Origin of the sequence: Bradyrhizobium neotropicale (assembly GCF_001641695.1) — a bacterium.
GTDB classification, from domain to species: Bacteria; Pseudomonadota; Alphaproteobacteria; order Rhizobiales; family Xanthobacteraceae; genus Bradyrhizobium; species Bradyrhizobium neotropicale.
Genome location: NZ_LSEF01000033.1, coordinates 44,605 through 57,923, shown reverse-complemented (window position 1 = coordinate 57,923; position 13,319 = coordinate 44,605). Strand labels below are relative to the sequence as shown.

Sequence of the window (13,319 nt, the reverse complement as noted above, 5' to 3'; positions counted from 1 at the left end):
CGCATCACCACCCCGCGGGCGCCGACATTGCGCCGTTGGCGTAGCGCGACCAGTCGGGCTCGGTCGGTTGTGACGGCCACAGCGCGGCGTTGGAGTCACGTATCGACTGGGTGACGGGGGCGGGTTTCGCCTTGCGGGTGTGATGGCGGCCGCTTGCCGCGGCCGCGTGGATTGTGATTGCGGCGATCAGCGTGGCGCCGAGGATGGTCAAGGTCATTCGCATTGTCGTTTCTCCCGTGATGACACGTTGGTTGCGAGCGGACTGTCTCGCGTGCGTCCTCGCGGCTGAGATGGCGATGTGCGCTGCGGACTATGACGGCAGGCGCCATCACGATGGAGCGAGCAAATCTTTTGGTCGCGGCTAAATATTCGGCAATTGCGCCCGCGCCGCCGATGGACTTGACCCGCGCAATCCGGTTGAATGGGACGATCCGAGGTTTCGAGCGACAATGATATCGAGATATCTGCTGGTCCTGTTGTTGATGGCGTCGCCGGCCGTGGCGCAAGTCAAGTTGACGCCGAAGAATACGGCGGCGCGACCCGACCCCTGCGCCCCGATCGGACGTACCGCAGACGGCAAGCTGGTCTACGCCATGACATGCGAGCACCTTCCGGCGCCGCCTCCACAGGCGGAGCTGAAAGAGGCGCCGCCGCCGGTTGCCGAGCCGGAGCCGGAAGTGCGGCGAAGCGGGATTTTCGGCTGGTCCTACGACCGCAGGTGACGGGGCCGCGGCACTTGCGCGCGCCGGTCCGGAATGCTCTTTGCTTGAAAGTTCCCTTGGAGGGCCAAAGCCCTCCGACCCAGAGAGATGAGATGAGCAAACTCGTTATCCGCGCCGGCGATTTCACCTTCGATGCCCGCTTCGAGGAGCAGCTTGCGCCCAAGACCGTCGCCGCGTTCCGCAAGGCCATGCCGTTCGAGAGCCACATCATCCATGTGCGCTGGAGCGGCGAGGGCGTGTGGATGCCGCTCGGCGATCTCGACTTCGGCGTCGGCTACGAGAACCACACCAGCTATCCCGCGCCCGGCCACATCATCCTCTATCCCGGCGGCATCAGCGAGACCGAGATCCTGCTCGCCTATGGCGGCGTGCACTTCGCGAGCAAGATGGGCCAGCTCGCCGGCAACCATTTCATCACCCTGACCTCGGGCCTGGAAAATCTCGCCACTCTCGGCAAGAGCGTGCTGTGGAAGGGCGCCCTCCCGATCCGCTTCGAGGAAGTCTGAGTTGCAGGAGCCACCCTACCCGCGCGATCTTCGCGGCTACGGCCGCAACCCGCCGCATCCGCAATGGCCGGGCAATGCGCGGGTGGTGGTGCAGTTCGTCGTCAATTTCGAGGAAGGCGGCGAGAACAACATCCTGCACGGCGACCGCGCTTCGGAAGCGTTCCTGTCCGACGTGCTCGGCGCGCAGCCCTGGCCGGGCCAGCGCCACGCCAATATCGAATCGATGTTCGAATATGGCTCNCTTCTGGCGGCTGTGGCGGATGTTCGGTGAACGGAAGTGGCCGACGACCGTGTTCGGCGTCGCCACCGCGCTGAAGCGCAATCCGGAAATCGTCGCGGCGATGAAAGAGGCGGGCTGGGACATTGCGAGCCACAGCCTCAAATGGATCGAGCACAAGGACATGACCGAGGCGCAGGAGCGCGCCGAGATCGCGGAGGCGATCCGTGTTCACACCGAAGCCACCGGCTCGCGGCCGCTCGGCTGGTACACCGGGCGCTCCTCGATCAACACCAACCGCCTGTTGATGGAGGAGGGCGGCTTCCTCTATCTCTGCGACTCCTATGCCGACGATCTGCCCTACTGGGTCAAGGGGCCGAACGGCAAGCAGCTCGTCATTCCCTACACGCTCGATGCCAACGATATGCGCTTCATCAACCCGCAAGGCTTTGCGGAAGGTGAGCAGTTCTTCACTTACCTGAAGGATGCCTTCGACGTGCTCTATGTCGAAGGCGAGACCGCGCCGAAGATGATGTCGGTGGGGCTGCACTGCCGGCTCGCCGGCCGGCCCGGCCGCGCCGCGGGCCTGATCCGTTTCCTCGACTATATCGGCAAGCACGATCGCGTCTGGGTGCCGACGCGATTGCAGATCGCGCAGCATTGGCACGACAAGCACGCGCATCTCGCCGAAGGCGCGTTCGAGATCGGCTGAGGAAGCAATGTCGCAGGTCGCCCTGTCCGATCTCAATGCCGCGAGCCAGGCCGAGTTCGTGGCCGCGCTCGCCAATGTCGTCGAATATTCGCCGTGGATTGCCGAGCAAGTGGCCGCGCGTCGTCCATTCGCCGGCATCAATCAATTGTTCGATGCGATCAAGGCGGCGATCCAGAGTGCTTTGCCCGACCTGCAGCTGGCGCTGATCCGCGCGCATCCCGACCTCGCGGACAAGACGCAGCGTGCGGCGGGGCTCACCGCCGAGTCGAACGCCGAGCAGAACAGCGCCGGTCTTGACCGGCTGTCAGAGGCGGAATACGCGGCGTTCGAGCGCGTCAACAAAGCTTATTGCGACAAATTCGGCTTTCCCTATATCGTCTGCGTGCGCCGTCACAGCAAGGATTCCATCCTGCGCGATTTCGAGACGCGGCTTTCCAACATTGCCAAGACCGAGACGCGGCGTGCGATCGAGGAGATCTGCCGCATCGCCGCGCTGCGGCTCGATCAGCTCGTCGCCGCCGATGACAAGCTCAAAGTGCATGGCCGGCTCTCGACCCATGTGCTCGACAATCACAGCGGCAAGCCCGCATCTGGCATCGCGGTCGAGCTGGTCGAGCTCGCGAGCCTCGGCGAAAGCCGCGTGATCACGCGTGCCGTCACCAACCATGACGGGCGTACCGATGCTCCCCTGATCAGCGGCCGCCCCCTGCCGATCGGTCGCTACGAGCTGCGCTTCAGCGTCGGCAAATATTACGCCGAGCGCAACGTGCCGATGTCCGATCCGCCGTTCCTCGACGAGATCCCGCTGCGCTTTGCGATTAGCGAGCCCGAAGGCCACTATCACGTGCCGCTAATGGTCACGCCCTGGAGCTACGCAACCTATCGCGGAAGCTAGGATCCGAACTTCTCGTGCAGCGCCGGGAACAGCCGGTCAGGCTTGAACGGCGTCGACGTGAAGCGGATGCCCGTCGCATCGGCGATCGCGTTGCCGAGCGCTGCGGCGACGGGGTTGTATGGGCTCTCGCTCATCGACTTCGCTCCCATCGGACCGACCGTGTCGGACGTGTCGGCGAAGAACACCTCGGTGCGCGGGACGTCGGCGAAGGAGGGCAGGTGGTAGTCGCGGAATCTTGGGTTGGCGACGCGGCCGTCCGCATCGATCACCATCTCCTCAAAGAGTGCCGCGCCGAGCGCCTGCGCCACGCCGCCCTCGACCTGGCCGCGGCACTGCATGGGATTGGCGACGCGGCCGGCATCTGCCGCCTGCACGCTCCGTAGAATCCTGAGCTCGCCGGTGCCCTTGTTCACGGCCACGCGAAAGCCCTGCACGTTGAAGGCGACCGAGCGCGGCGTGCCCCCGGAATTGCCGCTGGCCGCGAGCGGCCGGCCACGCTCGCGCGCAATCGCTGCCAGCTCGGTGAATGGCATCCGCCGGACGCCGCTGACGATAGCCTCGTCCTCGAGTACGCAAGCCCCGGCGTCGCATAACCAGGCCTCGGCAGCGGCTGCGGTCAACTCGGTCGCAAGCTGCATGGTCGCGGCGTGCGTTGCCTTGCCGGCGACGAAGACGCCGGCGCTGCCATAGGCGCCGGTATCGTGTCCGCCATGAGCGGTGTCGGACTGGCGCAAGCGGATTCTGTCGACCGTGGTCGCGAGCACCGTGGCTGCGATCTGACGGTGCACGGTGCTGGTGCCGTTGCCGAACTCGGCGGTGCCGACGGTGAGATCGAAGCTGCCGTCGTCGTTGAGCGCGATCGCGGCGTCCGCGACGTGGCCGGCCGGCGGCACCGTGTCGATCATGGTCAGCGCGATGCCTTCCCCGATCAGCCACTCCGGCGAGAGGTCGGGCTTTGGCGTATCCGCTCTCATCGCGCGCTCGACGAGGTCGAGGCACTGGTCGAGCCCGTAGGAGCCATAGAGCACGTCGTGGTATTCGGACGGCGGCGGCGACAGCATGGGATCGCCGGGCTTGACGATATTGCGACGGCGCATCTCGTAAGGGCTGATGCCGAGCTGTCGTGCGAGCTCGTCGATCGCGGCTTCCATGGCAATCAGCGACTGCGGCAGGCCGTAGCCGCGAAACGCGCCCGCCGGTACCGTATTGGTGTAGACCGCGACCGCATCGACCTTCTTGTTCGGGCAGTTGTAGACGCCAAAACTTTCCGCCACCGCGTGGAACAGCACGGGGCCGGCGTGATTGCCGTAGGCGCCGGTGTTGGAGAGCACGTTGAGCTGCAACGCGGTCAGCTTGCCATTTGCGTCGGCGCCGGCCTTGACGTGAATCCGCATCGGGTGCCGCGTCGACGTGGCGATGAACTGCTCCTCGCGGGTGAACTCGAGCTTCACCGGTCGCCCAGTCTTCAGCGCGGCGAGCGCCAGAATGTCCTCGACGAACATCTCCTGTTTGCCGCCAAAGCCACCGCCGACGCGTTCGCAGAACACGCGGACCTTGTCGGCGGGAAGACCGAAAATATCCGCCAGCGTGCGCCGGGTCAGGAACGGCACCTGCGTCGAGGAGCGAATGTTGAGCACGCCGGTTTCGTCTAGCCAGGCGAGGCCGCCATGGGTCTCCAGCGCCGCATGCTGCACGCGTTGTGTCGTGAATGTGCCTTCATAGATGACGGCGGAGGCTGCCAGCGCGGCAGCAACATCGCCGAACTCGGCGTGCCGTTCGGCAACGATGTTGCGCTGTGCGTCGGCGACGCGATTTGCGGTGGTCCGGTCGGGATGGATGATCGGCGCCCCGGGGGCGGTCGCCTGCTCCGGATCGATCACAGCGGGCACGATGTCGTAGGTGACCTTCAGCCGACGGCAGGCCTCTTCGGCGGCGGCATCGCTTTCGGCGATAACGGCGGCGACCTTCTGCCCGATGAAGCGGACGGTGTCGTCGAGGACGCGCGTGTCATCCGGATCCATCCAGTCCTTCTCATGCCGCGCGGTCGAGAACAGTGCGGGCGGGGCATCCTCATGCGTCAGCACCGCATGCACGCCGGGAACAGCCAGCGCGGCCGATGCGTCGATCGCGACGATTTTGGCGTGCGCGTGTGGCGAGCGGAGCAGCTTGATGTGCAAGAGGCCTTCGGTGGCGATGTCGAAGGTGTAGCGCGCCTTGCCGCGTACGACGTCCGGGCCGGCGGGCGCCGGCAGGCTGCGGCCGAATGCGACGCCGGCCTCGACCATGTCATCGACGTTGCTCGTGCCGTCAAGCGCGTCCTCGATCGAGCGATAGCCGGTACAGCGGCAGATGTTGCCCTTCAGCGCGGCGCCGAGATCGGTGCGCTGGGCCTGATTCAGTGTGGCGCAGGTGAGAATCATTCCGGCGGTGCAGAAGCCGCATTGGAAGCCCTGCGCATCAAGGAACGCCCGCTGCATCGGATGCGCGCCATGGTCGCCGCCAAGTCCTTCGATCGTGGTGATCGCGCGGCCCCCGGCGCGGAAGGCCGGGATCAGGCAGCTATGCACCGGCTCGCCGTCGAGCAGCACGGTGCACGCGCCACAATCACCGGCGTCGCAGCCCTTCTTCACGCCGAACTGGCCGAGCTCGTGCAGGAAGGTGCGCAGGCACTGGCCGGCGCGCGGCGTCTGCGAAAACGACTTGCCGTTGACCTCGTAACTCATGGCCGCGCCATATCGAGCAGTTCACCGCGGATCTCCTCGGCGAGCCGCAGCGTCATGTGCTTGCGCCAGAACGGATTGCCGTGGACGTCGGTGTGGTAGAGGTCATCAGCGATGTGCTCTGCAATCGCGTCGCGAAGCGCGCTCGCATCGGGCGGCTTCGGAAAGGAGATCCGGATCGGGCGCACCGTCGATGCGGTCACCGTCAGCGCCAGCACGCCGGCGGGATCGAGGCTGCCGATCAGAAGCGCCGCCGAACGGCCGACCGGCGTCAGCGAGATCTGGCGAAAGGCCGAGCGTTGCGTCAGCGCGGGAAGCGGGATATCGATCTGGCGCAAGAGATCGCCCGCTGTCAGGCGGTTGCGCTGGTTGCCGGTGACGAACTCGACGACGGGAATCTTCTGCTCGCCGCCGCCGGCTTTCCAGATGGTGCAGACGCCGCCGAGCGCAGAGGTGAGGGAGATCATCGGCCCCGCCGGCAGCGACATGCAGAGATTGCCGCCGACAGTCGCCGTCTTCCAGATCTTGAAGGAGGCGAGGAAGGCGCGGCAGCACTGGTTGATCAGCGGCGCCGCGATCCAATCGGGCGGACACACGAGCGCATCGAGCTGGGCGATGGTGCAGGTGGCGGCGATCGAAAGATGCGTGTCGGTGATCGTCAGCGCCGGCCATCTCAAATCGGTGAGATCGATCAAGCGCGAGAGGTGGGTCTGCGGTTCCGAGAACAGCCACGTGCCGCCCGCAAGCCAAGCATCACCTGCCGTCCAAACGGGCAGTTGGGCGCGACTCCCGGGATGGGCGACAGTCGTGATGGTGTTCAAGTCCATGGCCAGGCCAGCCTCGACCGGATGCGTTACTTGCGGGAAAGTCTTGCAAGACCGGCGCCAACTGGCAACAACAAGTAGCAAGACCTCCGCGAACCTGCTGGCCCTCGCCTTGCAGGCCCGTCATACGCGGATGTGAGGAGAAATGGATCATGAGCGACGCCAAGCCGATCTGGATCAGGGATCCTCTGGCCATCCTCGCCGACGGTGCGGAGCGCGGGATCGTGGTCAGGGATGGCCGGATCGTCGAGCTCGTGCCCGCGGGCGCTCAGCCCGCCACCGCCGATGTCGCGGTGTTCGACGCAGGCGAGCACGTCGTGCTGCCCGGCCTCATCAACACGCATCACCATTTCTACCAGACGCTGACGCGAGCGTTGCCGGCGGCGATGGACCGGGAGCTGTTTCCCTGGCTCCAGGCGCTCTATCCGGTGTGGGCGAAGCTCACGCCGGAATCGCTGGAACTCGGCGTCACCGTGGCGATGTCCGAGCTCCTGCTCTCCGGTTGCACCGCCACGACGGATCATCATTACGTGTTTCCGGCCGGGCTCGAAGACGCCGTCGACATCGAGGTTGCGGTGGCCAGACGGCTCGGCGTGCGGGTGCTGCTCACGCGCGGCTCGATGAACCTGTCCCAGCGCGACGGCGGCCTGCCGCCGGACAGCGTCGTGCAGGACGAGGACACGATTCTGGCAGATAGCGCCCGCGTTGTCGCCCAACATCACCAGCGCGGCGAAGATGCGATGGTGCAGATCGCGCTCGCGCCATGCTCGCCCTTTTCGGTGACGACGTCTCTCATGCGCGCCACCGCCGAGCTCGCGGACAAGCTCGACGTGCGCCTGCACACCCATCTCGCTGAGACCGAGGACGAGAACCGGTTCTGCCTGCAAATGCATGGCTGCCGTCCGCTCGATTATCTCGAGCAGTGCGGCTGGCTCAATGCGCGGACCTGGCTCGCGCACGGCATCTTCTTCAACGCCGACGAGATGAAGCGGCTCGGCAGGGCGGGGACAGCGATTAGCCACTGTGCTTGCAGCAACCAGCTTCTCGCATCCGGCTGCTGCCCGGTCTGCGAGATGGAGGAGGCCGGCGTCGGGATCGGGATCGGCGTCGACGGCCCCGCCTCCAACGATGCGTCGAACCTGATGCAGGAGGTGCGCGCGGCGTTCCTGCTGCAGCGGGCACGTTACGGCGTCACCAAGGTCAGCCACAAGGACGCGCTGCGCTGGGCCACCAAGGGTTCGGCGGCCTGCGTCGGCCGTCCCGAGCTCGGCGAGATCGCCGTCGGCAAGGCGGCTGATCTGGCGCTGTTCAAGCTCGACGAATTGCGCTTCTCCGGCCATGGCGATCCCTTGGCCGCGCTCGTGCTGTGTGGCGCGCACCGGGCCGACCGGGTGATGGTCGCGGGCAAATGGGCCGTGGTCGATGGCGCGATACCGGGACTGGACGTCGCCGGTCTCATCCGCCGCCACAGTACGGCGGCACGCGCGATGCAGGCAGGATAGAAGAGGGGGCAACTACAAGTGCCGGGTGCTTGTGGCTACCCCCTCGAACCTCCTCCGGGAGGAGCAGGTGAATTCCCCGAAGCAAGAAGCGTGCTACTTGCCGGGAAGCTTGTCGTCGATGCCCTTGACGTAGAAATTCATGCCGAGGATCTGGCCGTCGTCGAGATGATCGCCGCCCTTGCACTCGATCGGCTTGTCGTCCTGCCCAACGATCGGGCACTTGAACGGATGCAGCTTGCCGGCCGTGATCGCCGCCTGGGCGTCTTCGGCCATCTTCTTCACGTCGTCGGGCATGTTGGTGTACGGCGCCATCGCGAACATGTGGCTGTCGAGGCCGCCCCAACTATCCTCCGACTTCCAGGTGCCGTCGAGCTCGGCCTTGACGCGGGCGATGTAGTAGGGGCCCCAGGTGTCTAGGATCGAGGTCAGCTGCGTCTTCGGCCCGAACTTGATCATTTCGGAGTCCTGGCCGAAGGCGAGCTTGCCGCGCTCGCTGGCGATCTGCATCGCCGCCGGCGAATCCGTGTGCTGCATGATGATGTCAGCGCCCTGGTCGATCAGCGCCTTGGCAGCATCGGCCTCCTTGCCCGGATCGAACCAGGTGTTGGCCCAGATGATCTTGACCTTGATGTTCGGGTTGATGGTCTGCGCCGCGAGGATCGTCGCGTTGATGCCGGAGACGACCTCGGGAATCGGGAACGAGCCGATATAGCCGAGCACGCCTGACTTCGACATCTTGGCCGCGATCAGGCCTTGGATGTAGCGGCCCTGGTACCATCTCGCCGAATAGGTCGACATGTTCGCGTTGCGCTTGTAGCCGGTGGCGTGCTCGAAATGCACGTTCGGAAATCTCTTGGCGACCTTCAGTGTCGGATCCATGTAGCCGAACGAGGTCGTGAAGATCAGCTTGTTGCCGGCGCGGGCGAGTTGCTCGATCGCGCGTTCGGCGTCGGGACCTTCGGGGACGTTCTCGAGATAGGTCGTCTCGATCTTGTCGCCGAGCTCCTTCACCAGCGCCTGGCGGGCGAGCTCATGCTGATAGGTCCAGCCGAGATCGCCGATCGGACCGAGATAAATGAAACCGACCTTCAGTTTGTCGGCGGCAGAGGCTGCACCGACGCTCCCGGCAAGCAGAAGCCCGGCAGCCAGCGCAAGAAGTGTTTTCCTCATCATCAATCTCCAAACAGTCGGGGAAAGCCACGATCCGCACCATGCGCGCCCCTTCGCGCACGCTACGGAAAAAATCAGCGGTCGGGCACGAATACGGTGCCGAGTGCGGCCGGCGCGGTCGAGCCACCGGTGCGCGCGCGGGACAGCAGGACCAGAACGATGATGGTCGCGAGATACGGCAGCGCCGACATGAACTGCGAGGGAATGCCGACGCCCCAGCCCTGCGCGTGCAGTTGCAGGATCGTCACCGCGCCGAACAAATAGGCGCCGACGACAAGCCGCCCCGGCCGCCAGGATGAGAACACGACCAGCGCCAGGGCGATCCAGCCGCGACCGGCGGTCATGCCGGGAATGAAGAACGGCGTGTAGGCGAGCGGCAGATAAGCGCCGGCAAGCCCGGCACAGGCGCCGCCGAACATCACGGCCAGGGTGCGGATGCGCAGCACGGGATAGCCGAGCGCATGCGCGGAGAGGTGGTTGTCGCCGCAGGCGCGCAGGATCAGGCCCGGCCGGGTGCGGTACAGGAACCACCACACGCCGACGATCAACGCCAGCGAGAGATAGACGAAGGCGTCCTGGCCGAACAGCACGTTGCCGATGAAGGGGATATCCGTGAGGCCGGGAATGTCGAGATGCGCAGCCGGAGTGATGCGCTCGCCGACAAAACCGGCGCCGATCAGGCCGGAGAGGCCGACGCCGAGGATGGTCAGCGCGAGGCCGGTCGCAACCTGGTTGACGGCGAGCCCGAGCGCCATCAGCGCGAAGATCAGTGACATCAGGGTCCCCGCGACCATGCCGCAGAGCGCGCCGACCAGGATCGAGCCGCTCAGCCAGGCGCCGGCAAAGCCGCAGGCCGCACCCATGATCATCATGCCCTCGACGCCGAGATTGAGCACGCCGGAGCGCTCGGTCAGGAGCTCGCCGGTCGCCGCAATCAGCAGCGGCGTCGAAGCGGCGAGCACCGACAGGATGATGGCCTCAACCAGCTCCACGGGTCACCTGACGGTTCGAGAAGACCAGCCGGAAACGGTAGAGAATGAGGGAATCGCAGGCGAGCACGTAGAACAGCAGAATGCCCTGGAAAACCTTGGTGACATCCAACGGGATCTTCATTGCGATCTGGGCCTGCTCGCCGCCGATAAAGGTCAATGCGAGGAACAGACCTGCAATTAGTATTCCAACCGGGTTCAGCCGGCCGAGAAAGGCGACGATGATCGCGGTAAAGCCATAGCCGGGCGAGATGCCGGGCTGGAGATGTCCGACGGGACCAGCGACCTCGATGATGCCGGCGAGGCCCGCCAGTGCGCCGGAGACCGCGAAGGTCAGGATGACCAGCTGGTTGGCGTTGAAGCCGCCGAACCGCGCCGCGCGTGGCGCCGCGCCCACCACACGGATCTCGAATCCCTTGATGGTACGCCCGAGCAGGATCGCCGCCGCCGCAACCACCAGCAGCGCGATGATGGACCCGAGATGCAGCCGGCCGCCCTCGATCAGGAGCGGGACCGTCGCCACCGGATCGAACTCCGCGGTGGTCGGAAAGTTGAAGCCGTGCGGATCGCGCCAGGGCCCGCGCACGAGGTAGTCGAGCGAGAGGTCGGCGATATAGACCAGCATCAGGCTGGTCAGGATTTCGCTGGCGCCGAACCTCACCTTGCAGATTGCCGGAATGAGCGCGTAGAGCGCGCCCGCGACTGCTGCGAGCAGCAGCATGGCCGGCAGCACCCAGGCCCCGGCATCGGTGCCTTGTGTCTTCACCGCGATCCAGCTTCCGGCCACCGCACCGATGAGGAATTGCCCCTCGGCGCCGATGTTCCAGGCGTTGGCGAGATAGCACAGCGACAGCCCGATCGCGATCATCACCAGCGGCGTCGCCTTCACTGCGATCTCCTGCAGCGAATAGCCGTCGGTCAGCGGCGCGATGAAATAGGCATCGAGCGCGAGCAGCGGATTCTTACCGAGGATCGCGAACAGGATCACCATGGTCAGAAGCGTCAATCCGATCGCGATCAGGGGAGAGACCAGCGCGATCGTGCCAGAGCGCTCGGCACGCTTCTCAAGCACCAGATGCATGCACGGCCTCCTTCGGCTCCAGACTGCTGCCGCCCATCAACAGGCCGAGTTTTTCGCGCGTGGTTTCGCGGGTCGGCAGCGGCACCGACAGCCGTCCGTGGAACATCACGGCGATGCGGTCGGTGATTTCGACGAGCTCGTCGAGGTCCTGACTCGTGACCAGCACCGCTGCGCCCTCCGTCGCCAGATCAAGCAGTGCCTGGCGGATCACGGCGGCCGCGCCGGCGTCGACGCCCCAAGTGGGCTGGCTCACCACCAGCACCGCCGGGTTGCGCAGGATCTCGCGACCGACGATGAATTTCTGCAGATTGCCGCCGGAGAGACTTGCCGCTTCCGGATCGCGCTTGGCCTTGCGCACGTCGAACGTCTCGGTCGCCGTGTCGACGGTCTTCAGTGTCGCTGCGGTGTCGATGAAGCCGTGACGAACCATGCGGCTCGCGGCGTGGCCGGTGAGCAACGCATTCTCCGACAGCTTCATGCGCGGCGCGGTGCCGTGGCCGAGCCGCTCCTCCGGCACGAACGCCGCGCCCAGCTTGCGCCGCCCGGTGATCGAGAGATGGCCGGCGGCGATGCCTTCGATCACCACGGCGCCCGGGTCTTTCGACAGTCGCTCGCCGGAGAGCGCGGCGAACAGCTCGTCCTGTCCGTTGCCGGCCACGCCGGCGATGCCGAGGATCTCACCGCCCTTCAATTCGAACGAGACGTGTTCGAGCCGCACGCCATGCGCCTCGGCTGGCGCCAGCGAGAGATCGTTGACGACCAGCCGCGGCACCGTGGTCTGCCGGCCGGCCGCGGCCCTCACTTCCTTGATCTCGCTACCCACCATCATGCGCGCCAGCGAGGCCGCGGTCTCGAGCCGTGGGTTGCGGGTCGCGACCTTCTTCCCGGCGCGCAGGATAGTGGCGGTGTCGCAGAGCCGCTTCACCTCGTCGAGCTTGTGACTGATGTAGAGGATGGCGCGGCCCTCAGCCTTGAGCCGTTCCAGCACGATGGAGAGCTGATCGGCCTCCTGTGGCGTCAGCACCGCCGTGGGCTCGTCCAGGATCAGGAATTTCGGATCCTGCATCAGCGCGCGGACGATCTCGATGCGCTGGCGTTCGCCGACTGACAATTGCCAGACCTCGCGTTTGGGATCGAGCGGGAGGCCGTAGGTCTTCGATACCTGCGCGAGCCGCGCCGACATGTCCTTGAAGGACTCACTCCCGTCGAGGCCGAGCGCGACATTCTCGGCGACGGTGAGATTGTCGAACAGCGAGAAGTGCTGGAACACCATGCCGATGCCGCGGCGGCGTGCGTCCGAGGGACCGGACAGGACGATCGGCCGACCCTGCCAGCTAATCTCGCCGGCGCTGGGCTGGATCAGCCCGTAGATCGCCTTGACCAGCGTCGACTTGCCGGCGCCGTTCTCGCCGAGCAGCGCATGGATCTCCCCGGGCCGGATCTCGATGTCGATAGAGTCGTTGGCGACGAAATCACCATAGCGCTTGGTGAGCCCGCGCGTCTGAAGCAGCGGCGGTTCGCCGGAATGCAGGCCGTTGGGCGTCGGGTCTAACATGCGCTGGTACACTTGCAGGGGGTGAGTTGCCTCAATTGTGGGCTAGTTTGAACTGCCGCGTAAGATGTGAAAAAGCGCCATCCCTTGCTCAATGCTTTGGCAGGCGCCAGCGTTCGCGAGGCGTGTCCATGTCAGAGAGCGGGAAAGGCGGCCAGTTGTGGTCTGGAAGGCTGCCGCGATCGCCGAGACGGGTCGCGCCTGTTGCAATTTTGTGACGGTTCAAACCAAATCGGAACCCGCTGTGCAGGCTTGACGAGAAGTTGAGCAGCAGCGTCGCCATCCCTGCATGCATCGCCACGACGCGAAAGCGACCGCCGTACTGCGCGATCGATGCTTCGCGCGACGCCTAGAAAAGACCGAAAAAACCAAACGGGAATGTTCGGCAACGAGCATGCGTCAAGCGCACGCAAGCAGCGCGCGTGATGC

The 13,319-nt window shown here is 65.5% G+C and carries 13 protein-coding genes and 1 pseudogene; 6 read left to right on the top strand and 8 right to left on the bottom strand.

The window, feature by feature from the left end:
- Nucleotides 1–4: 4 nt before the first annotated feature.
- Nucleotides 5–217: a hypothetical protein gene (locus AXW67_RS08400; RefSeq protein ID WP_245315482.1), complete on the bottom strand. Its 213-nt coding sequence runs from the start codon at nucleotides 215–217 to the stop codon at nucleotides 5–7.
- Between the two features lie 232 nt (nucleotides 218–449).
- On the opposite strand from AXW67_RS08400, the gene AXW67_RS08395 reads away from it, so the two are divergent.
- From AXW67_RS08395 to uraD, 5 genes and pseudogenes are all read left to right on the top strand, one after another.
- Entirely contained in the window at nucleotides 450–722 is a 273-nt protein-coding gene (locus AXW67_RS08395; protein WP_035684263.1) for a hypothetical protein, read from the top strand.
- Between the two features lie 92 nt (nucleotides 723–814).
- Nucleotides 815–1,228, top strand: coding sequence for a DUF3830 family protein (locus AXW67_RS08390; protein ID WP_027551079.1), 414 nt, complete (start codon nucleotides 815–817; stop codon nucleotides 1,226–1,228).
- A gap of 1 nt (nucleotide 1,229) precedes the next feature.
- A pseudogene (locus AXW67_RS43850) lies at nucleotides 1,230–1,468 on the top strand (allantoinase); the annotation flags it as partial.
- Between the two features lies 1 nt (nucleotide 1,469).
- On the top strand, nucleotides 1,470–2,157 hold a 688-nt coding region (locus tag AXW67_RS08385; RefSeq protein WP_245315480.1), incomplete at its 5' end, for a polysaccharide deacetylase family protein.
- Nucleotides 2,158–2,164: 7 nt separating this feature from the next.
- Nucleotides 2,165–3,052 (top strand): 2-oxo-4-hydroxy-4-carboxy-5-ureidoimidazoline decarboxylase, encoded by an 888-nt coding sequence (gene uraD / locus AXW67_RS08380; protein WP_063677484.1) that lies wholly within the window; start codon nucleotides 2,165–2,167, stop codon nucleotides 3,050–3,052.
- Here the strand turns inward: uraD and AXW67_RS08375 are convergent.
- Both AXW67_RS08375 and AXW67_RS08370 read right to left on the bottom strand, forming a co-directional pair.
- On the bottom strand, nucleotides 3,049–5,775 hold the full coding sequence (locus AXW67_RS08375; protein ID WP_063677483.1) for a molybdopterin-dependent oxidoreductase: 2,727 nt from the start codon (nucleotides 5,773–5,775) through the stop codon (nucleotides 3,049–3,051). The two genes, uraD and AXW67_RS08375, sit on opposite strands and share 4 nt — an antisense overlap.
- Nucleotides 5,772–6,599 carry an FAD binding domain-containing protein gene (locus tag AXW67_RS08370; protein ID WP_063677482.1) on the bottom strand — a complete coding sequence of 276 codons (828 nt, stop codon included), beginning with the start codon at nucleotides 6,597–6,599 and terminating at the stop codon, nucleotides 5,772–5,774. The genes AXW67_RS08375 and AXW67_RS08370 overlap by 4 nt, the downstream gene beginning before the upstream one ends.
- Before the next feature lie 149 nt (nucleotides 6,600–6,748).
- Between AXW67_RS08370 and AXW67_RS08365 the strand changes: the two genes are divergently transcribed.
- A complete protein-coding gene (locus tag AXW67_RS08365; RefSeq protein WP_063677481.1) occupies nucleotides 6,749–8,098 on the top strand; it encodes an 8-oxoguanine deaminase in 1,350 nt (449 codons plus the stop codon).
- Nucleotides 8,099–8,191: 93 nt separating this feature from the next.
- On the opposite strand, the gene AXW67_RS08360 is transcribed toward AXW67_RS08365, so the two are convergent.
- The 5 genes from AXW67_RS08360 to AXW67_RS08340 form a co-directional block, all read right to left on the bottom strand.
- Nucleotides 8,192–9,268 (bottom strand): BMP family ABC transporter substrate-binding protein, encoded by a 1,077-nt coding sequence (locus tag AXW67_RS08360; protein ID WP_063677628.1) that lies wholly within the window; start codon nucleotides 9,266–9,268, stop codon nucleotides 8,192–8,194.
- Nucleotides 9,269–9,342: 74 nt separating this feature from the next.
- Entirely contained in the window at nucleotides 9,343–10,260 is a 918-nt protein-coding gene (locus AXW67_RS08355) for an ABC transporter permease (protein ID WP_063677480.1), read from the bottom strand.
- Nucleotides 10,247–11,338, bottom strand: a complete 1,092-nt coding sequence (locus tag AXW67_RS08350; protein WP_063677479.1) for an ABC transporter permease — start codon at nucleotides 11,336–11,338, stop codon at nucleotides 10,247–10,249. Before AXW67_RS08350 ends, AXW67_RS08355 begins: the two co-directional genes overlap by 14 nt.
- A complete protein-coding gene (locus AXW67_RS08345) occupies nucleotides 11,322–12,893 on the bottom strand; it encodes an ABC transporter ATP-binding protein (RefSeq protein WP_063677478.1) in 1,572 nt (523 codons plus the stop codon). The genes AXW67_RS08350 and AXW67_RS08345 overlap by 17 nt, the downstream gene beginning before the upstream one ends.
- 88 nt (nucleotides 12,894–12,981) lie before the next feature.
- Nucleotides 12,982–13,173, bottom strand: a complete 192-nt coding sequence (locus tag AXW67_RS08340; RefSeq protein ID WP_063677477.1) for a hypothetical protein — start codon at nucleotides 13,171–13,173, stop codon at nucleotides 12,982–12,984.
- Nucleotides 13,174–13,319 lie beyond the last annotated feature (146 nt).

What these genes read in the sequence shown, in the direction of transcription:
- AXW67_RS08365 (WP_063677481.1), top strand. Translation starts at nt 6,749, where the DNA reads ATGAGCGACGCCAAGCCGATCTGGATCAGGGATCCTCTGGCCATCCTC.
- AXW67_RS08375 (WP_063677483.1), bottom strand. Translation starts at nt 5,775, where the DNA reads ATGAGTTACGAGGTCAACGGCAAGTCGTTTTCGCAGACGCCGCGCGCC.
- AXW67_RS08395 (WP_035684263.1), top strand. Translation starts at nt 450, where the DNA reads ATGATATCGAGATATCTGCTGGTCCTGTTGTTGATGGCGTCGCCGGCC.
- AXW67_RS08400 (WP_245315482.1), bottom strand. Translation starts at nt 217, where the DNA reads ATGACCTTGACCATCCTCGGCGCCACGCTGATCGCCGCAATCACAATC.
- uraD (WP_063677484.1), top strand. Translation starts at nt 2,165, where the DNA reads ATGTCGCAGGTCGCCCTGTCCGATCTCAATGCCGCGAGCCAGGCCGAG.
- AXW67_RS08340 (WP_063677477.1), bottom strand. Translation starts at nt 13,173, where the DNA reads ATGGCGACGCTGCTGCTCAACTTCTCGTCAAGCCTGCACAGCGGGTTC.
- AXW67_RS08360 (WP_063677628.1), bottom strand. Translation starts at nt 9,268, where the DNA reads ATGAGGAAAACACTTCTTGCGCTGGCTGCCGGGCTTCTGCTTGCCGGG.
- AXW67_RS08345 (WP_063677478.1), bottom strand. Translation starts at nt 12,893, where the DNA reads ATGTTAGACCCGACGCCCAACGGCCTGCATTCCGGCGAACCGCCGCTG.
- AXW67_RS08370 (WP_063677482.1), bottom strand. Translation starts at nt 6,599, where the DNA reads ATGGACTTGAACACCATCACGACTGTCGCCCATCCCGGGAGTCGCGCC.
- AXW67_RS08350 (WP_063677479.1), bottom strand. Translation starts at nt 11,338, where the DNA reads ATGCATCTGGTGCTTGAGAAGCGTGCCGAGCGCTCTGGCACGATCGCG.
- AXW67_RS08390 (WP_027551079.1), top strand. Translation starts at nt 815, where the DNA reads ATGAGCAAACTCGTTATCCGCGCCGGCGATTTCACCTTCGATGCCCGC.